Raw genomic sequence first — 17,707 nt, 5'->3', positions numbered from 1 at the left:
GATTTGAGTTAAGTTCGGCATACGCGGGCACGTACAGTATTTTTGGAGCAAGCATGAAACTTTGGTCTTTGGCCCTTTCCCTGGTCCTGGCGCTGGGTGCCGTGGACGTCGAGGCCAAGCGTCTTGGCGGCGGCAAATCGGTCGGCAAGCAGTCCAGCAATGTGACGCAGCGTGAAGCCGCGCCTGCTGCTCCGGCGGCCCCGACACAGAATGCGGCGGCGACCAAACCCGCGGCGCCGGCCGCGGCACCTGCCGCTGCTCCGAAGAAGCCCTGGGGTGCCATGCTGGGTGGCCTGGCTGCCGGTCTGGGCCTGGCCTGGCTGGCCAGTTCGCTGGGCCTGGGCGAAGCCTTCGGTCAGTTCATCCTGATCGCCCTGGTGGTGTTGCTGGCCATGATGGCCTTCGGCTGGTTCATGCGCAGCCGGCGCCCGGGCGCCACGGACCGCAGTCCCTATGCTTTCCAGGGGGCTGGTGCCGGTGAAGTTCCGACCGCCAAACCCGGCTATCGCCCGGAAAACGTGGGTAACGATGCCTCGGCACGTCCCTGGGAGCGCAGCCAGACGGCCTTTGACGGTTCGAGCGGCACCTCCGGCATCGTGATCGGCTCTGGCCTGTCCAGCAACTGGAGCGTCCCCGCCGGTTTTGACGCCGACGGCTTCCTCAAGGCCGCCAAGAGCAATTTCATCCTGCTGCAGGCCGCCTGGGACCAGGCCGACATGGCCACCCTGCGCTCCATGATGACGGACGACATGCTGACCGAGATCAGCGCCCAGCTGGCCGAGCGCGAGGCCCACACGGGCGGCGCCGTGAACCTGACCGAGGTGCAGATGCTGCAGGCCCAACTGCTGGGCATCGAGGAACTGGGCGACGGTTACATGGCCAGCGTCGAGTTCTCCGGCATGATCCGCGAGACGCCGCAGGCCGGCCCCAGCCCCTTCCGCGAGGTCTGGAACATGGTGAAACCCAGGGATGGCAGCCGCGGCTGGCTGGTCGCCGGGGTGCAAGCCCTGCAATAACAGCGCGCTTTCAATCAATAATCGGGGACTATGGCAACACAGTCCCCTTTTTCATTGCTGGAAGACGTTTTCCAGAAACTCGGCACGACCCTGCAGCCACCCGAGTGGGCCGTGCAGGAAGTGCAGCGGCGTATCGTGCTTCTGCTCAACCATGTGCTGATGCAGGAGCCCGAGGCCATGAATCGGCTGGTGCGACAAAAAGGCCGGGTGGTGCTGTTCCACTGGCGCGAGTTCCAGTTCAAGCTGCAGCTCACGCCGGCCGGTCTGCTGGACCTGGCCGCGGCCGATGCCCCGTCCGACCTGACGCTCTCCGTGACCGAGGCGTCCCCGGTGGCCCTGATGCAGGCAGCACTGGCGGGCGACAAGCCGGCCGTGCGTATCGAGGGCGACGTGCAGCTGGCGGCCGAGATCAACTGGCTGGTCGACCATGTGCGCTGGGACATCGAGGAAGACCTGGCGCGCATCATCGGCGATGCACCGGCGCATGGCCTGGCCCAGGCAGCACGCCGTACCCTGGACGCCCTGCGCCAGTGGCTGACGTCCAGACGCGGAGGCCAGGCATGACCCGTCTGCTGCGCGGCAGCTACATCGTCTGGATCGTGCTGCGTTATGGCCTGGACGGACTGGTCCTGACCAGCTTCCAGAAGCCCTGGCTGCGCGTGATCGCACGCATCGTCTCGATCGGCCGCAACCTGGACGCGCCGCGTGGCCAGCGCCTGCGTGAGGCGCTGGAACGCCTGGGCCCGATCTTCGTCAAGTTCGGCCAGGTGCTCTCGACCCGGCGAGACCTGCTGCCGGCCGACATGGCCGACGAACTGGCCAAGCTGCAGGACCGCGTGCCGCCTTTCCCTTCCGAGGTGGCGGTGGCGACGATCGAGCGGGCCTTTCGCAAACCGGTGGCGCAGATCTTCAGCGAATTCGAGCGTGAGCCGGTGGCCAGTGCCTCGATTGCGCAGGTGCATTTCGCCAAGCTGATCGACCGCGAAGGCCGTGAACGCGAGGTGGCCGTCAAGGTGTTGCGCCCTGGCATGCTGCCGGCGATCGAGAAGGACCTGAGCCTGATGCGCCTGATGGCCGGCTGGGTCGAGGGCCTGTCGTCCGACGGCAAGCGCCTCAAGCCGCGCGAGGTGGTGGCCGAGTTCGACAAATACCTGCACGACGAACTGGATCTGGTACGCGAGGCCGCCAGCGCCGCCCAGTTGCGCCGCAACATGGAAGGCCTGGACCTGGTGCTGATCCCCGAGATGTTCTGGGACTACTGCCACAACGACGTCATCGTGATGGAGCGCATGAAGGGCATCCCCATCAGCCAGACCGCGCGCCTGCGCGAGGCCGGCGTGGACATGAAGAAGCTGGCGCGCGACGGTGTCACCATCTTCTTCACCCAGGTGTTCCGTGACGGCTTCTTCCACGCCGACATGCACCCGGGCAATATCTTCATCAGCACCGACCCGGCCACCTTCGGGCGCTACATCTCGCTGGATTTCGGCATCGTGGGCACGCTGACCGAGTACGACAAGGAATACCTGGCGCAGAACTTCACGGCCTTCTTCCGCCGTGACTACAAGCGCGTGGCCGAGCTGCACATCGAGTCGGGCTGGGTGCCGCAGCGTACGCGGGTGGATGAGCTCGAATCTGCCATTCGCTCCGTGTGCGAGCCGTATTTCGACCGCCCGCTCAAGGAAATCTCGCTGGGCATGGTGCTGATGCGACTGTTCCAGACCTCGCGCCGTTTCCAGGTCGAGATCCAGCCGCAGCTGGTGCTGCTGCAGAAGACCCTGCTCAACATCGAGGGACTGGGTCGCGAGCTGGACCCGGAGCTGGATCTCTGGAGCACGGCCAAGCCTTTCCTGGAGAAGTGGATGGCCGACCAGATCGGCCCGCGCAGGCTGCTGGAGGAGCTGAAGAACCAGGCCCCGCGCTACGCCAAGATGCTGCCCGACCTGCCGCGCCTGCTGCACGATTACCTGAAGCACAACGCCGGCGGGAACCGGCGCGAACTGGAAGAACTGCTGATGGAGCAGCGGCGCACCAACCGGCTGCTGCAGGCGCTGATCTACGCAGGCATCGGTTTTGCTTTGGGATTGATCATCGTCCAGATGGTGATCCGCTTTCAGCTGTTTTAGGGCCCGCTTCTGGGGATAATCCTGGCCCATCGCGTACAAGGAGATACAAGGTGCTGCTGACCCTCGTCATTGTTTACCTGCTGGTGACCATTGCCATCGGCCTGTGGGCTGCCAAGCGGGTCAAGAACTCGGCGGACTTCGCCATCGCCGGGCGCCGCCTGCCCCTGGTCATGATCGTCACCACCACCTTCGCCACCTGGTTCGGTTCGGAGGTGGTGCTGGGCATTCCGGCCAAGTTCGTGGGTGGCGGCCTGGGCAGCGTGGTGGAAGACCCCTTCGGCGCCGGTACCTGCCTGATCCTGGTCGGCATCTTCTTCGCCGCCAGGCTCTACCGCATGACCCTGCTGACTATCAGCGACTTTTTCCGCGAGCGTTATGGCCGCAGCGTCGAAATCGTCTGTTCGCTCATCATCATGCTCAGTTATCTGGGCTGGGTGTCGGCCCAGGTCACGGCCCTGGGCCTGGTGTTCAACCTGCTGTCAGGCGGCGCCATCAGCATCCCCTTGGGCATGTTGATCGGCGTGGTCTCCGTGCTGGCCTACACCCTGTTCGGGGGCATGTGGTCGGTGGCGCTGACCGACTTCATCCAGATGATCATCCTGGTCGTGGGCCTGAGCGTCCTGGCCGTGTTTGCCGGCGGCCTGGCCGGTGGGGCCGACAAGGTGGTGGCGCTGGCCGTGAGCCGCGACATGTTCAATTTCCTGCCCGAGCCCAGCTTCAAGGACGTGGTGTTTTTCATCGCCGCGGCCATCACCATGATGCTGGGCTCCATCCCCCAGCAGGACGTGTTCCAGCGCGTGATGTCCGCTGACAGCGAGAAGTCGGCCTCGCGCGGCGCCATCATCGGCGGCGCGCTCTATATCCTTTTTGCCTTCGTGCCCATGTTCCTGGTGGTCAGCGCCCTGATCATCATGCCGGAGCAGGCCGACGCCTTGATCAAGGAGGACCCGCAGAAAGTGCTGCCCACCCTGGTCATGGAGAAGATGCCCTTCATCATGCAGGTGCTCTTTTTTGGCGCGCTGCTCTCGGCCATCAAATCCTGCGCCTCCGCCACCCTGCTCGCGCCCAGTGTGACCTTCGTGGAGAACATCTGGCGCCAGTTCAACCCGCACATGAGCGACAAACAGGAGTTGAAGACCATGCGCATCACCGTGCTGCTCTTCAGCGCCCTGGTGCTGCTGTATGCGATCAAGATGCAGGGCACCTCGATCTATGAAATGGTGTCCGGTGCCTACCAGGTGACCCTCGTGGGCGCTTTTGTGCCGCTGACCTTTGGCCTGTACTGGAAGCGGGCGACGACCCAGGGCGCGCTGTTTTCCATCGTGCTGGGCCTGCTGACCTGGGGGCTTTTCCTGGCCACCCCGGCGGGCCAGGATTTCCCGGCCCAGCTGGCCGGTGTGCTGGCGGCGCTGACGGGCATGCTGCTGGGTTCGCTCGGGCCTCAGACCATCGTCAACCGGCATGCCGGCCACCACAAGCTCGCGGGACTGGAGTAGCGGCGTGCACCCCGGCCCCCGGGCCAGGCACCGGCCTTGATTCCGGGGTGGCCGCCTATAATTGAGGGTTTCCTGCCGCTTGCCCTGTCACAGGACGGGGTGCGTGCAGGGCGTTCACCTGATTTGACCTCTTCCACCTCCTTCGAGCCATGCCAATTTACGCCTACAAATGTGAATCCTGCGGTGCCGCCAAGGATGTGCTGCAGAAGATCTCCGACCCGACCCTGAGCGACTGCCCGGCCTGCGGCCAACCCACGTTCCGCAAGCAGGTGACAGCGGCCGGCTTCCAGCTCAAGGGCAGCGGCTGGTACGCCACTGATTTCCGCGGGGGAGCCACCCCTGCGGCCGCTGCCACTTCCACCGCCGCTGCGGCCCCGACCAGTGAAGCCCCGGCTGCTGCTGCGCCGGCCAGCCACAGCTGTGGCACGGGCTGCGGTTGCGCTTGAAACCCATGGCCAAATTCCGCAAATGGCTGTTCGCGGGCCTGCTGGTGCTGGCCCCGCTGGGCATCACCGTCTGGGTGCTGGAATGGGTGGTGTCCACGCTGGACCAGACCCTGCGCATCCTGCCCGAGGCCTGGCAACCGGACCGCTGGCTGGGTCTGCACATTCCCGGCCTGGGTGTGCTGTTCGCTCTGGCCGTGGTGCTGGCCATTGGTGCCCTGGCTTCCAACATCATTGGCAACCAGCTGGTCGGCTGGTGGCATGCGCTGCTGCACCGCATCCCGGTGGTGCGCTCCATCTATTCCGGCGTCAAGCAGGTCTCGGACACCCTGTTCTCCGAGAAGGGCAACGCCTTTCGCCAGGCTGTGCTGGTGCAGTGGCCGCGTGAAGGCATGTGGACCATCGGTTTCGTGACCGGTACGCCCGGTGGCGACCTGGTCAACCACTTGCCAGGCGAGTACCTGAGCGTCTACGTGCCCACCACGCCCAACCCGACCGGCGGCTATTTCGTGATGGTCAAGAAGAGCGACTGCATCGTGCTGGCCATGAACGTCGACGAGGCGCTGACCTATGTGATTTCCATGGGGGTGATCGTTCCTGGAGCTGCCAAGCACACCCCACTGCAGCCGGCCGAACCCGGCCAGCAAACCCTTCCCTGAGTTCCTGAAAGAGTAAGCCAAATGGCCATGCGTTCCCACTATTGCGGTCTCGTGACCGAGGCCCTGCTGGGCCAAACCGTCACCTTGTGCGGCTGGGTCAACCGTCGGCGCGACCACGGTGGCGTGATCTTCGTCGACGTGCGCGACCGCGAAGGTTATGTGCAGGTGGTCTGCGATCCGGACCGTGCCGAGATGTTCAAGGCCGCAGAGGGCCTGCGCAACGAGTTCTGCATCCAGGTCAAGGGCCTGGTGCGTGCGCGCCCCGAAGGCACCACCAACGACAGCCTCAAGAGCGGCAAGATCGAAGTGCTGTGCCATGAGCTGAACGTGCTCAACCCCTCGGTCACACCGCCCTTCCAGCTCGACGAGGACAACCTGTCCGAGACCACGCGCCTCACGCACCGCGTGCTGGACCTGCGCCGCCCCTACATGCAGAACAACCTGATGCTGCGCTACAAGGTGGCCATGGAGGTGCGCAAGTTCCTCGACGCCAACGGCTTCGTGGACATCGAGACCCCCATGCTCACCAAGAGCACCCCGGAGGGCGCGCGCGACTACTTGGTGCCCAGCCGCGTGCACGACGGCCAGTTCTTCGCGCTGCCGCAGTCGCCCCAGCTCTTCAAGCAGCTGCTCATGGTGGCCGGCTTCGACCGCTACTACCAGATCACCAAGTGCTTCCGTGACGAAGACCTGCGCGCCGACCGCCAGCCCGAGTTCACGCAGATCGATATCGAGACGTCCTTCCTGAGCGAGCAGGACATCCGCGACATGTTCCAGGGCATGATCACCACGGTGTTCAAGAACACCATCGGCGTTGACCTGGGCGAGTTCCCGGTCATGACCTACCAGGATGCCATGCACCTGTACGGCTCCGACAAGCCCGACCTGCGCGTGAAGCTGCAGTTCACCGAGCTCACCGATGTGATGAAGGACGTGGATTTCAAGGTCTTCTCGGGCGCCGCCAACATGGTGGGCGGTCGTGTGGTGGCCTTGCGTGTACCGGGCGGTTCTGTCGAAGGCGGCGGCATCAGCCGCGGCGAGATCGACGCCTATACCGAGTTCGTCAAGATCTACGGTGCCAAGGGCCTGGCCTATATCCGTGTCAACGAAGTGAACAAGGGGCGTGACGGCCTGCAGTCGCCTATCGTCAAGAACCTCCACGACGCTGCACTGGCTGAAGTGCTCAAGCGCACGGGCGCCCAGGATGGTGACCTGATCTTCTTCGGTGCCGACAAGGCCAAGATCGTCAATGACGCCATCGGTGCCTTGCGCCTCAAGGTCGGCCACAGCGAATTCGGCAAGAAGAACGGCCTGTTCGAGGCCCGCTGGGCGCCGATGTGGGTGGTGGACTTCCCCATGTTCGAGTTCGACGAGGAAAACCAGCGCTACACCGCCGTGCACCACCCCTTCACCGCGCCCAAGGCCGGCCATGAAGACTGGATGGTCAGCGCGCCCGAGAAGTGCATCTCGCAGGGCTACGACATGGTGCTCAACGGCTGGGAAATGGGGGGCGGCTCGGTCCGTATCCACCGTGCCGACGTGCAGCAGAAGGTGTTCGACGCCCTCAAGATCACCCCTGAAGAGGCCCAGATGAAGTTCGGTTTCCTGCTGGACGCGCTGCAGTATGGCGCGCCGCCGCACGGCGGCCTGGCTTTCGGCCTGGACCGCATCGTCACGCTGATGACCGGTGCCGAGTCCATCCGCGATGTGATCGCCTTCCCCAAGACCCAGCGTGCCCAGTGCCTGCTGACCCAGGCCCCGAGCCCGGTGGACGAGAAGCAGTTGCGCGAACTGCACATCCGCCTGCGCAACCCGGACGGCGTCAAGGTGGCCTGAGGGGCCTTGGTGCAGAATCAAAGGGCGCTCTGGTAGCGCCCTTTTTCCATCCATGGCCCCGATCTACAAAATCCCTCAGTCCGTGCTGGTGGTGATCCACACGCCCGACCTCCAGGTGCTGCTCATCAAGCGTGCCGATACCGAGGACTACTGGCAATCGGTCACCGGCGCCAAGGACCACCTCGACGAATCCTTCGAGGCCACGGCCATGCGCGAGGTGGCCGAGGAGACCGGCATCGATGCCCGTGCGAGTGGTCATGCGCTGCTGGACTGGGGGCTGGAAAATGTCTACGAGATCTATCCGCGCTGGCGACACCGCTACGCGCCGGGGGTGATACACAACACCGAGCATCTGTTCGGCCTGCTGGTGCCGGCGGCCACGGCCGTGACCTTGAGTCCCCGCGAGCACACCGACTACCAATGGCTACCCTGGCGCGATGCGGCCGAAGCCTGCGCCTCGCCCAGCAATGCCGAGGCCTGCCTGATGCTGCCGCGTTTTGCCAGGGCATCGTCCGTCCTGCCAGAATGATGGCCATGAAGACCCTGCGCGTTGCCACCTACAACATCCACAAAGGTGTGCAAGGCATGGGTCCGAGCCGGCGCCTGGAGATCCACAACCTGGGGCTGGCGGTGGAGCAGCTCGACGCCGACATCGTGTGCCTGCAGGAGGTGCGCAAGGTGCACCGACGCGAGGAGCAGTACTTCAGCCGTTGGCCCGAGATGCCGCAGGCCGATTTCCTGGCACCCGAAGGCTACGAGGCGGTCTACCGCACCAATGCCTATACCCGGCATGGCGAGCATGGCAACGCCATGCTGTCACGCTGGCCGGTGGTGTCGCACCAGCACGAAGACATTTCGGACCATCGGTTCGAGCAGCGCGGCTTGCTGCACAGCGAGGTCATGGTGAACGAGCGGCCGGTGCATGTGGTCGTGGTGCACCTGGGCCTGATCCGTGCCAGCCGCGTGCGCCAGGTGGATCAGCTGAGCCGTTACATCGAGCGCGAGGTGCCGGCCGGCGCCCCGCTGATCGTGGCGGGCGACTTCAATGACTGGGGGGACCGCGTGCGCCTCATGCTCGAAGGCATGCAGATGCAGACCTGGCACCCGGGCCGCAACCCCACCTTTCCGGCCCGCCTGCCCCTGGTGCAGCTGGACTACGTCTATGCGCGCGGCCTGCGGCCGCTGCATGTGGACGTTCCGCGCGGGCGCGCCTGGTGGCGGATGTCCGACCACCTGCCGCTGATCGCGGAATTCAGTCTGCCGGTATGAAGGATCGTCACCTCCCCACCTTGCGTGCTGCGCATCACGTGCAACTGCTGCAGGGCGGGCAGGAACTGTTTCCCGCCATGGTGCGGGCGATCGACCGGGCGCTGCACGAAGTGCGCATCGAGACCTACATCTTCCATCCGGATGCCGCTGGCGAGCAGGTGGCCGCGGCCTTGGTGCGGGCGGCGCAGCGCGGGGTGGAGGTCTACCTGGTGATGGATGGCGTGGGCACGCCATCGCTGCCGCCAGAATGGTCCGGTCGTTTCGATGCGGCTGGCGTGCAGTGGCGGATCTTTCTTCCTTTGGGGCGGCTTGGCCTGCTGATCCCCAGCCGCTGGCGCCGGCTGCATAGAAAGCTGTGCGTCGTCGATGGCCGGGTGGCTTTCTGCGGTGGTATCAATGTCCTGGATGACAGGAACGATCCTAACCATGGCCCTCTTGAGGCGCCGCGCTTCGATTTTGCGGTGCGTGTCACGGGGCCTCTGGTGCGTGCCGTGCACGAGGTGACGGTCCAGTTCTGGTGGCGTGTGCAGGCGGGTAGCAAGGTCCGGGAAGTGGATCTGCCGGCGGCCTGGCATCACGTGGAAGAAGCAGTCCGGCAGGCGCTGCAGAAAGGTGCGGCCGACAGTGCCGAGCTGGACGACGTGCATCGCGGCGGTGCGGGAACCCGCGCGGCCTTGCTGCTGCGCGACAACTTGCGGAATCGCAGCCGCATCGAGCGGGCCTATCGCAAGGCGATCGCCGAAGCGCGTGAAGAGATCATCATTGCCAACGCCTATTTTGCGCCGGGACGCAAACTGCGTCAGGCGCTGACACATGCCAGCCAGCGCGGTGTGCGGGTGCGCCTGCTGCTGCAGGGGCGCTACGAGTATTTCATGCAATTTCACGCCGTGCGCATGGTCTATGGTGTCCTGTTGGGCGCCGGCATGGAGATCCATGAGTACTCGCCCAGCTTCCTGCATGCCAAGGTGGCGGTGATCGATGGCCACTGGGCCACCGTCGGCTCCTCCAACCTCGATCCATTGAGCCTCCTGCTGGCCAGGGAGGCCAATGTGGTGGTGGACGATGCCGGTTTTGCGCGGGATCTGCGCGCTCGCCTGGTCCGTGCCATGGAGCACGAAGGGCGCCGCGTGGACCCGACCCGTTATGCCGAGCGGCCCTGGCATCAGCGCCTGCTGGATCGCATGGCCTTCAGCCTGATGCGGGTGGGCGTGTTCCTGAGTGGTAATCGCTACTGAATTGATAGCGTTATTTGATGATGGCAAAGGGTTTTTCGCAGATAACCCTCATGTTGAATCGCTGTTACCATAACGGCATGCTGAAGAAAAGTCAGAGCCTTATGAATCCGACAGATGCTGCCGACGAGGGCACCCCGGTGTCCGTGAAGATTCGCGAACGCCTGCTGGCGGCGCGCAAGCGCTTCTACGCGAACGACAACATTGCCCCTTACATCGAGCCTGGCGAGCTGGAGCAGTTGCTCGACGAGGTGGAGCACAAGATGCAGCATGTGCTCGACAGCCTGGTGATCGATACCGAGAACGATCACAACACCGACAACACCGCCAGGCGCGTTGCCAAGATGTACCTCAACGAGGTGTTTCGTGGCCGTTATGTGCATGCGCCGACCATCACGGAATTCCCCAATGCCGAGCACCTCAACGAGCTGATGATCGTCGGTCCGATCACGGTGCGCAGCGCCTGTTCGCACCATTTCTGCCCGGTCATCGGCAAGATCTGGATCGGTGTCATGCCCAACGAGCACACCAATGTCATCGGCCTGTCCAAGTACGCGCGTCTGGCCGAGTGGATCATGGGTCGGCCGCAGATCCAGGAAGAGGCCGTCGTGCAGCTGGCCGACCTGATCCAGGAAAAGACCCAGCCCGATGGCCTGGCCATCGTCATGGAAGCCAGCCACTACTGCATGGCCTGGCGCGGGGTGAAGGACATGGACAGCAAGATGATCAACTCGGTCATGCGTGGCGTGTTCCTGAAGGATCCCAACCTGCGCCGCGAATTCCTGTCACTGATTCCCCGGAGGAACTGAACATGCTGGTCCGCCTGCTCTACGCCAGCCGCGCCATCGATACGAGCCCGGAAGCCATCGAGAACATCCTCGCGCACTCGCGCCAGTACAACCCGAGCTGTGGCGTCACCGGCATCCTGTGTTACGGGGGCGGCATCTTCCTGCAAGCCATCGAGGGTGGACGCAATGCGGTCAGCGACCTGTATGGCCACATCCAGCGCGATGTGCGCCACAAGGACGTGGTGCTGTTGCATTATGAGGAAATCACCGAACGGCGCTTTGGCGGCTGGACCATGGGGCAGGTCAACCTCTCGCGCATCAACACCTCGATCCTGCTGAAGTACTCCGAGAAGCCGGAGCTGGATCCTTACTCGGTGTCGGGCCGCGTTTCGCTGGCCCTTCTCGAAGAGTTGATGGCCACAGCCTCCATCATCGGCCGCAGCTGAAAACTGGCGAATAAATCTACTGCGCAACCCGATCGCGACGTTGGGCGGTGCTCGAAATCCTCACGTACCTGAAGTACGTTCCGGTTCCTGCGCTCCGTCCGCCTTGCGCTCGGGCTGCTCGCTACGATTTCTTCGCCAGTTTTGGCTTAGCGAGGCGGGGCCTCAGCCGTTCTTGGGGATGACGGTGTCTTCGACCTTGCCGGCCAGCTGGACCAGGGCCAGTCCGGCGGGACAGCCCGGCGTGACCTGCATGAGCAACTGGCGGCGCATGATGGCCTGGCGCACCGAGGTGTCGACCGGGATGTCACCCAGGTGCACCAGCTTGACCGGTTTGCCCGGTTCCCCGGGTACGAAGCGGTCCACCACCTGTTGTAGCTGGACCGTGATGGCCCGGCCGTCGCCCGGACGGGCGGTCTGGTTGACGATCATGCGGATGGTCTGGCGCTTCTGCTGGCCGACCAGCACCTTGATGGTGGCGTAGGCATCGGTCAGCGAGGTCGGTTCGGGGGTGACCACCAGCAGCACTTCGGATGCCAGCGAAACAGCGAACAGCACCACGTCGGAAATGCCGGCGCCGGTGTCGAGCAGCACCACGTCGAAACGCGGCACCAGGCTCTCCATCACACGCAGGAATTCGTCGCGCACTTCGGGGGTCAGGCGTGAGTACTCGACCATGCCGGAGCCCGCCAGCAGCACCGAGAAGCCACCCGGCGCCTTGATGATGGCCTCATCCAGCTTGGCCTTGCCGGTGAAGACATCGTGCAGCGTGGTCTTGGGGTAGAGGTTGAGCACCACGTCCAGGTTGGCCAGGCCGAGGTCGGCATCCAGCACCAGCACGCGCAGGCCACGCCGCGCCAGCGCGGCGGCCAGGTTGGCCGAGACGAAGGTCTTGCCCACGCCGCCCTTGCCGCTGGTGATGGCCAGCACCTTGCCCAGGGGTTTGAGGGGCACGGGCGGTGCCGGCTTGTCCTTGTCGGTCTTCACTTCATCACTCATCAGCTGAACCTCTGCGTGCTGCTGTCGGTCAGGTCACCCCAGGCGGAGTCGGCCAGGGCCAGGTTGCCGAACAGCAGGCTTTTCTCTTCCGGACTGACGGAAATGACCTGTTGGTGATCGATGCACACCCGGTTGCGCCCCTGGGCCTTGGCCAGGTAGAGCTGGGTGTCGGCGCGCTCGATCCACAGATCGGCCGTGGAGCGCACCCAGACCGGGGCGAAGGCGCCGCCCACGCTGGTGGTGATCTGCAGGTTGACCAGTGGGCTGGCCGGTATGGACAAGGCGGCGACCGACTGGCGCACGCGCTCCGCGACGGTTTCGCCATAAGCGGCCTGGCAGTCGGGCATGACGATGGCGAATTCCTCGCCGCCATAACGGGCCACGGTGTCTTGTGGGCGCACGCAGCCGGCGATGCAGCGTGCCACGGCCTGCAAGACCTTGTCACCGGCCAGGTGGCCATGGGCGTCGTTGATCTTCTTGAAGTGGTCGATGTCCAGCATCAGCAGCAGGGCCGAGTTGCCGGAGCGGGCCACGATTTCTATCTCGCGCGAGAGTACGGCCCTGAAATGGCGCCGGTTGGCCAGACCCGTCAGCGGGTCGCGCAGGGACAGCTCGCACAGCCCGTCGATGATGCGCTGCAGGTAGGCGGTCGGGCCGTCCCCGGGCGCCGGCAGCTCGGTGCCATCGTGCTCGAGCAGCGCGCGCGCGTCGTCCAGACGCAGCGCGTTCACGTCAAGCGAGGGAGTGGCAGCCGAACTCACAGGGGGTATCCATCATTTACTATCAAAGTCTAACAGGAGCCCTGCGGGGGAAGTGGCCAAATTTGACAGGCTCCGTCCTTTAAGTCCGGACTTGGATGGATCCGGGGCAGAAACAAGGAAAAACAAGGTGAAGGAACTTCAGTCGGGCCGCCAGGCGGCGTCCCGCATGGGCCGTCTGGTCTACGGCTGGTTGGTGCTGTGCTTGGCACTCCCACTGGCTGCACAGGGCGCGAAGTCGAGCTGGTCCGGTACGGTGACCCATGTCAGCGATGGCGACACGCTGTGGGTGCGGCCGCAGCGCGGTGGCGCGCCCCGTGCGGTACGCATCGACGGGATCGATGCCCCCGAACTTTGCCAGACCCATGGCGAGACGGCACGGGCCGCCTTGGTGGGCCGGGCGCTGGGGCAGGCGGTGCAGGTCAGCGTACGCCGGCATGACGATTACGGCCGGGCCCTGGCGCGGGTCAGTCTGCGCGGGCAGGACCTGGGGGCCTGGCTGGTCAGCCAGGGCCACGCCTGGTCCTATCGCTACCGGGGGTATAGCGGGCCGTATGCGCAGCAGGAAGACCAGGCGCGGGCGCGTCGGCTGGGACTGTCCCGCCAGGGGCGTGCCGAATTGCCACGGGAGTTTCGCCGCCGCCACGGTCCCTGCCATTGAGGCGGGATGGTTTCAGTGGGCGGTTTGGCCGCATACCGGGCAGGCCGGGTTGCGCGGTATCTGGATCTCGCTGAAGGCCATGTGTCGGCCGTCCAGCATGAGCAGGCGGCCAGCCAGCGGCGTGCCAGCACCGCTGAGCAGCTTCAGGGCCTCGGCCGCCTGCAAGGTGCCGATGATGCCCACCAGTGGCGCGAAGACGCCCAGGGTGGCGCAGCGGGTTTCCTCGAAATCGTCCTGTGGGGGGAAGACGCAGGCGTAGCAGGGGGAGTCGGCCGTGCGCGGGTCATAGACCGCGAGCTGCCCGTCAAAACGGATGGCCGCGCCCGAGACCAGTGGCTTGCGCAGACGTACGCAGGCCGCATTGACGGCCTGGCGCGTGGCGAAGTTGTCACTGCAGTCCAGCACCACATCGGCTCGGGCCACCAGCGCGTCGAGGAGGGCGGCATCCGCGCGTTGCGCCACGGTGTGGACCTGCACGTCGGGATTCAGGGCGGCCACGGCCTGGCGGATGGAGTCGACCTTCGGTGCGCCCACACGCGCCATGCTGTGGGCGATCTGGCGCTGCAGGTTGGTGACGTCGACCGTGTCGTGGTCGACCACGGTGAGCTGGCCGACACCAGCCGAGCCGAGGTAGAGCGCAACCGGAGAGCCCAGGCCGCCGGCACCGATGATCAGGGCGTGGCTGTCGAGGAGGCGCTGCTGGCCTTCGATGCCGATCTCTTCGAGCAGGATGTGGCGCGAATAACGCAGCAGCTGATCGTCGGTCATCGTCTGCTCAGAGAGGGCTGGCGTCTCGACGGACGCCGCCGCCCAACTCAGTTTTCCTTGGGTTCTTCCTTGCGCTCGGTCTGGGTCTTGCTGACCAGAACGGGCAGACCCTTGAGCTGGTTGATCGCCTGCATCAACTGGAAGTCCTTGTCGGTGCCGAATTCAGGCAGCTTGCGCTCGGCCGCCGGCTTCTTGGCCTCGTCTTCCAGCTTCTTGAGGGCGGCATCACGAGCTTTTTCGCGGGCCTCGTCCTTTTTCTCGGCGCCCTGGCCGTTGCTCAGGTGCTTGTCGAGGTCCGCTTCGCGCGTGCGCAGCACCGAGAAGACATTGCCTTCGGCGGTTTCGTCCACCATGACGTCGGGCAGGATGCCCTTGGCCTGGATCGAGCGGCCCGAAGGCGTGTAGTAGCGTGCTGTGGTGATCTTCAGACCGGTGTCGGGGCCCAGCGGACGCACCGTCTGCACCGAGCCCTTGCCGAAGGTCTGGCTGCCCATGATGGTGGCGCGCTTGTGGTCTTGCAGGGCGCCGGCCACGATCTCGCTGGCCGAGGCCGAGCCTTCGTTGACCAGGACGACGAGCGGCACCTTCTTGAGGCTGGCGGGCAGGCGCTTGAGCGGGTCGCTGTTGCCGCGACGCTGGTAAAACTCGGGCGCGGCCTTGAAGGTGTATTTGCTCTCGGCGAGCTGGCCGTTGGTCGAGACCACGGTCACGTTCTCCGGCAGGAAGGCGGCCGAGATGGCCACGGCGGCGTCGAGCAGGCCCCCCGGGTCGTTGCGCAGGTCCAGCACCAGGCCCTTGAGCCCGGACTCCTGCTTGTAGATTTCCTCGATCTTGCGGGCGAAGTCGTCCACCGTGCGTTCCTGGAACTGGCTCAGGCGGACCCAGGCGTAGCCGGGCTCGATCACCTTGGCCTTGACCGACTGGGTCTTGATTTCCTCGCGCGTGATGGTGACGGGGAAGGAGCGGTTCTCGTCCTTGCGGAAGATGGTCAGCATGACCTTGGTGTTGGGCTCACCGCGCATGCGCTTGACCGCTTCATTGAGCGTCAGGCCCTTGACGGCGGTGTCATCGATGCGGGTGATCAGGTCATTGGTCTTGAGGCCGGCGCGGTGGGCGGGCGAGCCCTCGATGGGCGAGACCACCTTGACCAGGCCGTCTTCCTGCGTGATCTCGATGCCCACGCCCACGAAACGCCCGGCCGTGCCCTCGCGGAATTCCTTGTAGGACTTCTTGTCGAAGTACTGCGAATGCGGGTCCAGGCTGGAGACCATGCCGGAGATGGCGTCGGTGATGAGTTTTTTCTCATCGACCGGCTCGACATAGTCGGTCTTGATCATGCCGAAGACGGCGGCGAGCTGCTGCAGCTCCTCCAGCGGCAGCGGCGCTACGGCATTGCGTGCCACGGTTTGCAGGGAAACGGTGGTGAGCGCGCCGGCAAGCACGCCCAGCGAAACCCAGCCGGCGATTTTCAATTTCTGACCCATGGATAGACCCTCGTCGCTTCAATATACACGGTTGGAAGCGAAATTGCCGCCGGGGTTCCGGCGGCTGGTGACAAATTGTTGGGCCGTTCCCGGCCCCGGTGTGCTCTTCCAGTTGGGGGTGGAAGCGCCAGGGGCAAGGGCCGCTTGCTCAGGCCTTGCCCTGGGTAGCGACGGCGGCCGCCGCCCGGGCGGCCGCTTCGGCGTCGCCCAGGTAATAGTGGCGGATGGGTTTGAGGCTGGCGTCGAGCTCGTAGACCAGGGGGATGCCGTTGGGGATGTTCAGGCCCACGATCTCCTGGTCGGAGATGCCGTCCAGATACTTGACCAGGGCGCGGATCGAGTTGCCATGGGCTGAAACCACCACCCGCTGGCCGGACCGGATGGCCGGGGCCAGGGATTCGTTCCAGAAGGGCAGCACGCGGGCTACGGTGTCCTTCAGGCACTCGGTCAGGGGGATCTGGTTGGGCTGCAGGCTGGCGTAGCGGCGGTCGCCCCGTTCGCTGCGCGGGTCGGTCGGCTCCAGGGCGGGGGGCGGGGTGTCGTAGCTGCGGCGCCAGACCAGCACCTGTTGCTCGCCGTATTGCTTGGCCATGTCGGCCTTGTTCAGGCCCTGCAGGCCACCATAGTGGCGCTCGTTCAGGCGCCAGCTCTTGACCACCGGCAGCCAGGTGCGGTCCATCTCGTCCAGGCAGTACCACAGGGTGTGGATGGCGCGCTTGAGCACGCTGGTGTAGGCCACGTCGAAATCGTAGCCCTCGGCCTTGAGCAGCTTGCCGGCCGACATGGCCTGGGAGACGCCGGTCGGGGTGAGGTCGACGTCGGTCCAGCCGGTGAAGCGGTTTTCCAGGTTCCAGGTCGATTCGCCGTGGCGGATGAGCACGAGTTTGTACATGGTGGTGGGGCGGTTACGGAACGGTTACGGGGGCAGGGCAGGGGCAAACCGGCCGGATTCTGCAGCAATCAAGCTGTCATTTTAAAATCAGGCTTTTGCACTTACCGTCTCCAACAAGGAATATTGTGAAATTCATCCTCGACAACTGGTCGCTGATCCTGGTTTGCCTAACTTCCGGCGTCTTGCTGGCCTGGCCGGCCATCAAGGGCGCCGCGGGCGGATCCCTGACGCCGGTCGCCGCCGTGCAGCTGATCAACCGCGAAAAAGCCGTGGTGATCGACGTGTGCGAGGCCGGCGAATATGCCGCCGGCCATGTCGCCGGCGCCAAGCACATCCCCCTGTCCCAGCTGGCCAACCAGCTGCCGGCCGTGGTGAAGAACAAGGAACTGCCCGTGATCTTCGTCTGCCAGAGCGGGGCGCGCTCCAGCAGCGCCGCCCGTGTTGCCAAAGGCCTGGGCTACACCCAGCCCCTGTCCCTGGGCGGCGGGCTCTCCAGCTGGCGTGCCGCCAGCATGCCGGTCGAGAAAGGTTGAACCCATGCAAGCAGTGAAGATGTACACCACGGCCGTTTGCCCCTACTGCATGCGTGCCAAGCAGCTGCTCAAGTCCAAGGGTGTGGAGCAGATCGAGGAAATCCGCATCGACACCGATCCCCAGGCGCGCGAGCACATGATGAGCATCACCGGCCGGCGCACCGTGCCGCAGATCTTCATAGGCTCCACCCACGTGGGCGGCTGCGACGACCTGATGGCGCTGGATGCCCAGGGGGGGCTGGTTTCCCTGCTCCAGTCGGCCTGAGATAATCGGCGCCAACCCGATCGTGAGCCCGCTCGGTCT

The 17,707-nt window shown here is 64.9% G+C and carries 20 protein-coding genes and 1 other RNA gene; 16 read left to right on the top strand and 5 right to left on the bottom strand.

Annotated elements, in window-relative coordinates:
- Window positions 1–53: 53 nt before the first annotated feature.
- The 13 genes from AC1RRP_RS03315 to AC1RRP_RS03255 all read left to right on the top strand — a co-directional run bounded on the left by AC1RRP_RS03315 (window position 54) and on the right by AC1RRP_RS03255 (window position 11,448).
- Entirely contained in the window at window positions 54–1,016 is a 963-nt protein-coding gene (locus AC1RRP_RS03315) for a Tim44 domain-containing protein (protein ID WP_493033178.1), read from the top strand.
- Window positions 1,017–1,046: 30 nt separating this feature from the next.
- Window positions 1,047–1,580 carry a ubiquinone biosynthesis accessory factor UbiJ gene (locus AC1RRP_RS03310; protein ID WP_493033176.1) on the top strand — a complete coding sequence of 178 codons (534 nt, stop codon included), beginning with the start codon at window positions 1,047–1,049 and terminating at the stop codon, window positions 1,578–1,580.
- Complete coding sequence (gene ubiB / locus AC1RRP_RS03305) at window positions 1,577–3,142, top strand: ubiquinone biosynthesis regulatory protein kinase UbiB (protein WP_493033175.1); 1,566 nt, start codon at window positions 1,577–1,579, stop codon at window positions 3,140–3,142. Before AC1RRP_RS03310 ends, ubiB begins: the two co-directional genes overlap by 4 nt.
- Before the next feature lie 50 nt (window positions 3,143–3,192).
- Window positions 3,193–4,638, top strand: coding sequence for a high affinity choline transporter 1 (locus AC1RRP_RS03300; RefSeq protein WP_493033173.1), 1,446 nt, complete (start codon window positions 3,193–3,195; stop codon window positions 4,636–4,638).
- Between the two features lie 149 nt (window positions 4,639–4,787).
- Complete coding sequence (locus AC1RRP_RS03295) at window positions 4,788–5,084, top strand: FmdB family zinc ribbon protein (RefSeq protein WP_493033171.1); 297 nt, start codon at window positions 4,788–4,790, stop codon at window positions 5,082–5,084.
- Between the two features lie 5 nt (window positions 5,085–5,089).
- Window positions 5,090–5,740 (top strand): DUF502 domain-containing protein, encoded by a 651-nt coding sequence (locus tag AC1RRP_RS03290; protein WP_493033169.1) that lies wholly within the window; start codon window positions 5,090–5,092, stop codon window positions 5,738–5,740.
- A gap of 21 nt (window positions 5,741–5,761) precedes the next feature.
- A complete protein-coding gene (gene aspS / locus AC1RRP_RS03285; RefSeq protein WP_493033167.1) occupies window positions 5,762–7,576 on the top strand; it encodes an aspartate--tRNA ligase in 1,815 nt (604 codons plus the stop codon).
- Window positions 7,577–7,628: 52 nt separating this feature from the next.
- Window positions 7,629–8,105 (top strand): dihydroneopterin triphosphate diphosphatase, encoded by a 477-nt coding sequence (gene nudB, locus AC1RRP_RS03280; RefSeq protein WP_493033165.1) that lies wholly within the window; start codon window positions 7,629–7,631, stop codon window positions 8,103–8,105.
- Between the two features lie 5 nt (window positions 8,106–8,110).
- Complete coding sequence (locus AC1RRP_RS03275) at window positions 8,111–8,845, top strand: endonuclease/exonuclease/phosphatase family protein (protein ID WP_493033163.1); 735 nt, start codon at window positions 8,111–8,113, stop codon at window positions 8,843–8,845.
- On the top strand, window positions 8,842–10,080 hold the full coding sequence (gene clsB / locus AC1RRP_RS03270) for a cardiolipin synthase ClsB (protein WP_493033161.1): 1,239 nt from the start codon (window positions 8,842–8,844) through the stop codon (window positions 10,078–10,080). The genes AC1RRP_RS03275 and clsB overlap by 4 nt, the downstream gene beginning before the upstream one ends.
- Before the next feature lie 77 nt (window positions 10,081–10,157).
- Window positions 10,158–10,886: a GTP cyclohydrolase I gene (folE, locus tag AC1RRP_RS03265; RefSeq protein WP_493033159.1), complete on the top strand. Its 729-nt coding sequence runs from the start codon at window positions 10,158–10,160 to the stop codon at window positions 10,884–10,886.
- Window positions 10,887–10,888: 2 nt separating this feature from the next.
- On the top strand, window positions 10,889–11,311 hold the full coding sequence (locus AC1RRP_RS03260) for a BLUF domain-containing protein (RefSeq protein WP_057674935.1): 423 nt from the start codon (window positions 10,889–10,891) through the stop codon (window positions 11,309–11,311).
- A 62-nt stretch (window positions 11,312–11,373) separates the two neighbouring features.
- Window positions 11,374–11,448: non-coding RNA, sX9 sRNA (locus AC1RRP_RS03255), on the top strand.
- 25 nt (window positions 11,449–11,473) lie between these two features.
- Here the strand turns inward: AC1RRP_RS03255 and AC1RRP_RS03250 are convergent.
- Together AC1RRP_RS03250 and AC1RRP_RS03245 are read right to left on the bottom strand one after the other, a co-directional pair.
- Window positions 11,474–12,307: a MinD/ParA family protein gene (locus AC1RRP_RS03250; protein WP_493033156.1), complete on the bottom strand. Its 834-nt coding sequence runs from the start codon at window positions 12,305–12,307 to the stop codon at window positions 11,474–11,476.
- Entirely contained in the window at window positions 12,307–13,068 is a 762-nt protein-coding gene (locus tag AC1RRP_RS03245) for a GGDEF domain-containing protein (protein ID WP_493033154.1), read from the bottom strand. The genes AC1RRP_RS03250 and AC1RRP_RS03245 overlap by 1 nt, the downstream gene beginning before the upstream one ends.
- Before the next feature lie 127 nt (window positions 13,069–13,195).
- On the opposite strand from AC1RRP_RS03245, the gene AC1RRP_RS03240 reads away from it, so the two are divergent.
- The gene (locus AC1RRP_RS03240) at window positions 13,196–13,726 is read left to right on the top strand and encodes a thermonuclease family protein (RefSeq protein ID WP_493033152.1); all 531 of its coding nucleotides are present in this window, start codon (window positions 13,196–13,198) and stop codon (window positions 13,724–13,726) included.
- A gap of 12 nt (window positions 13,727–13,738) precedes the next feature.
- On the opposite strand, the gene AC1RRP_RS03235 is transcribed toward AC1RRP_RS03240, so the two are convergent.
- The 3 genes from AC1RRP_RS03235 to gpmA form a co-directional block, all read right to left on the bottom strand.
- Complete coding sequence (locus AC1RRP_RS03235; protein ID WP_493033151.1) at window positions 13,739–14,494, bottom strand: HesA/MoeB/ThiF family protein; 756 nt, start codon at window positions 14,492–14,494, stop codon at window positions 13,739–13,741.
- Window positions 14,495–14,541: 47 nt separating this feature from the next.
- Window positions 14,542–15,978: a S41 family peptidase gene (locus tag AC1RRP_RS03230; protein ID WP_493033149.1), complete on the bottom strand. Its 1,437-nt coding sequence runs from the start codon at window positions 15,976–15,978 to the stop codon at window positions 14,542–14,544.
- Between the two features lie 148 nt (window positions 15,979–16,126).
- On the bottom strand, window positions 16,127–16,870 hold the full coding sequence (gpmA, locus tag AC1RRP_RS03225; protein WP_493033147.1) for a 2,3-diphosphoglycerate-dependent phosphoglycerate mutase: 744 nt from the start codon (window positions 16,868–16,870) through the stop codon (window positions 16,127–16,129).
- Window positions 16,871–16,995: 125 nt separating this feature from the next.
- Here gpmA and AC1RRP_RS03220 point away from each other — a divergent pair, with 125 nt between their 5' ends.
- Both AC1RRP_RS03220 and grxC read left to right on the top strand, forming a co-directional pair.
- Window positions 16,996–17,403, top strand: a complete 408-nt coding sequence (locus tag AC1RRP_RS03220) for a rhodanese-like domain-containing protein (RefSeq protein WP_493033145.1) — start codon at window positions 16,996–16,998, stop codon at window positions 17,401–17,403.
- A gap of 4 nt (window positions 17,404–17,407) precedes the next feature.
- Window positions 17,408–17,668 carry a glutaredoxin 3 gene (gene grxC / locus AC1RRP_RS03215; RefSeq protein WP_493033143.1) on the top strand — a complete coding sequence of 87 codons (261 nt, stop codon included), beginning with the start codon at window positions 17,408–17,410 and terminating at the stop codon, window positions 17,666–17,668.
- Window positions 17,669–17,707 lie beyond the last annotated feature (39 nt).

The sequence above is a fragment of the Hylemonella sp. GW821-FHT12C09 genome (assembly GCF_058807395.1).
The sequence above is the reverse complement of the archived record's forward strand: the minus strand, read 5'-3'. Positions and strand labels throughout refer to the sequence as shown.

What these genes read in the sequence shown, in the direction of transcription:
- AC1RRP_RS03315 (WP_493033178.1), top strand. Translation starts at nt 54, where the DNA reads ATGAAACTTTGGTCTTTGGCCCTTTCCCTGGTCCTGGCGCTGGGTGCC.
- AC1RRP_RS03310 (WP_493033176.1), top strand. Translation starts at nt 1,047, where the DNA reads ATGGCAACACAGTCCCCTTTTTCATTGCTGGAAGACGTTTTCCAGAAA.
- ubiB (WP_493033175.1), top strand. Translation starts at nt 1,577, where the DNA reads ATGACCCGTCTGCTGCGCGGCAGCTACATCGTCTGGATCGTGCTGCGT.
- AC1RRP_RS03295 (WP_493033171.1), top strand. Translation starts at nt 4,788, where the DNA reads ATGCCAATTTACGCCTACAAATGTGAATCCTGCGGTGCCGCCAAGGAT.
- AC1RRP_RS03290 (WP_493033169.1), top strand. Translation starts at nt 5,090, where the DNA reads ATGGCCAAATTCCGCAAATGGCTGTTCGCGGGCCTGCTGGTGCTGGCC.
- aspS (WP_493033167.1), top strand. Translation starts at nt 5,762, where the DNA reads ATGGCCATGCGTTCCCACTATTGCGGTCTCGTGACCGAGGCCCTGCTG.
- nudB (WP_493033165.1), top strand. Translation starts at nt 7,629, where the DNA reads ATGGCCCCGATCTACAAAATCCCTCAGTCCGTGCTGGTGGTGATCCAC.
- AC1RRP_RS03275 (WP_493033163.1), top strand. Translation starts at nt 8,111, where the DNA reads ATGAAGACCCTGCGCGTTGCCACCTACAACATCCACAAAGGTGTGCAA.
- clsB (WP_493033161.1), top strand. Translation starts at nt 8,842, where the DNA reads ATGAAGGATCGTCACCTCCCCACCTTGCGTGCTGCGCATCACGTGCAA.
- folE (WP_493033159.1), top strand. Translation starts at nt 10,158, where the DNA reads ATGCTGAAGAAAAGTCAGAGCCTTATGAATCCGACAGATGCTGCCGAC.
- AC1RRP_RS03260 (WP_057674935.1), top strand. Translation starts at nt 10,889, where the DNA reads ATGCTGGTCCGCCTGCTCTACGCCAGCCGCGCCATCGATACGAGCCCG.
- AC1RRP_RS03250 (WP_493033156.1), bottom strand. Translation starts at nt 12,307, where the DNA reads ATGAGTGATGAAGTGAAGACCGACAAGGACAAGCCGGCACCGCCCGTG.
- AC1RRP_RS03235 (WP_493033151.1), bottom strand. Translation starts at nt 14,494, where the DNA reads ATGACCGACGATCAGCTGCTGCGTTATTCGCGCCACATCCTGCTCGAA.
- AC1RRP_RS03230 (WP_493033149.1), bottom strand. Translation starts at nt 15,978, where the DNA reads ATGGGTCAGAAATTGAAAATCGCCGGCTGGGTTTCGCTGGGCGTGCTT.
- gpmA (WP_493033147.1), bottom strand. Translation starts at nt 16,870, where the DNA reads ATGTACAAACTCGTGCTCATCCGCCACGGCGAATCGACCTGGAACCTG.
- grxC (WP_493033143.1), top strand. Translation starts at nt 17,408, where the DNA reads ATGCAAGCAGTGAAGATGTACACCACGGCCGTTTGCCCCTACTGCATG.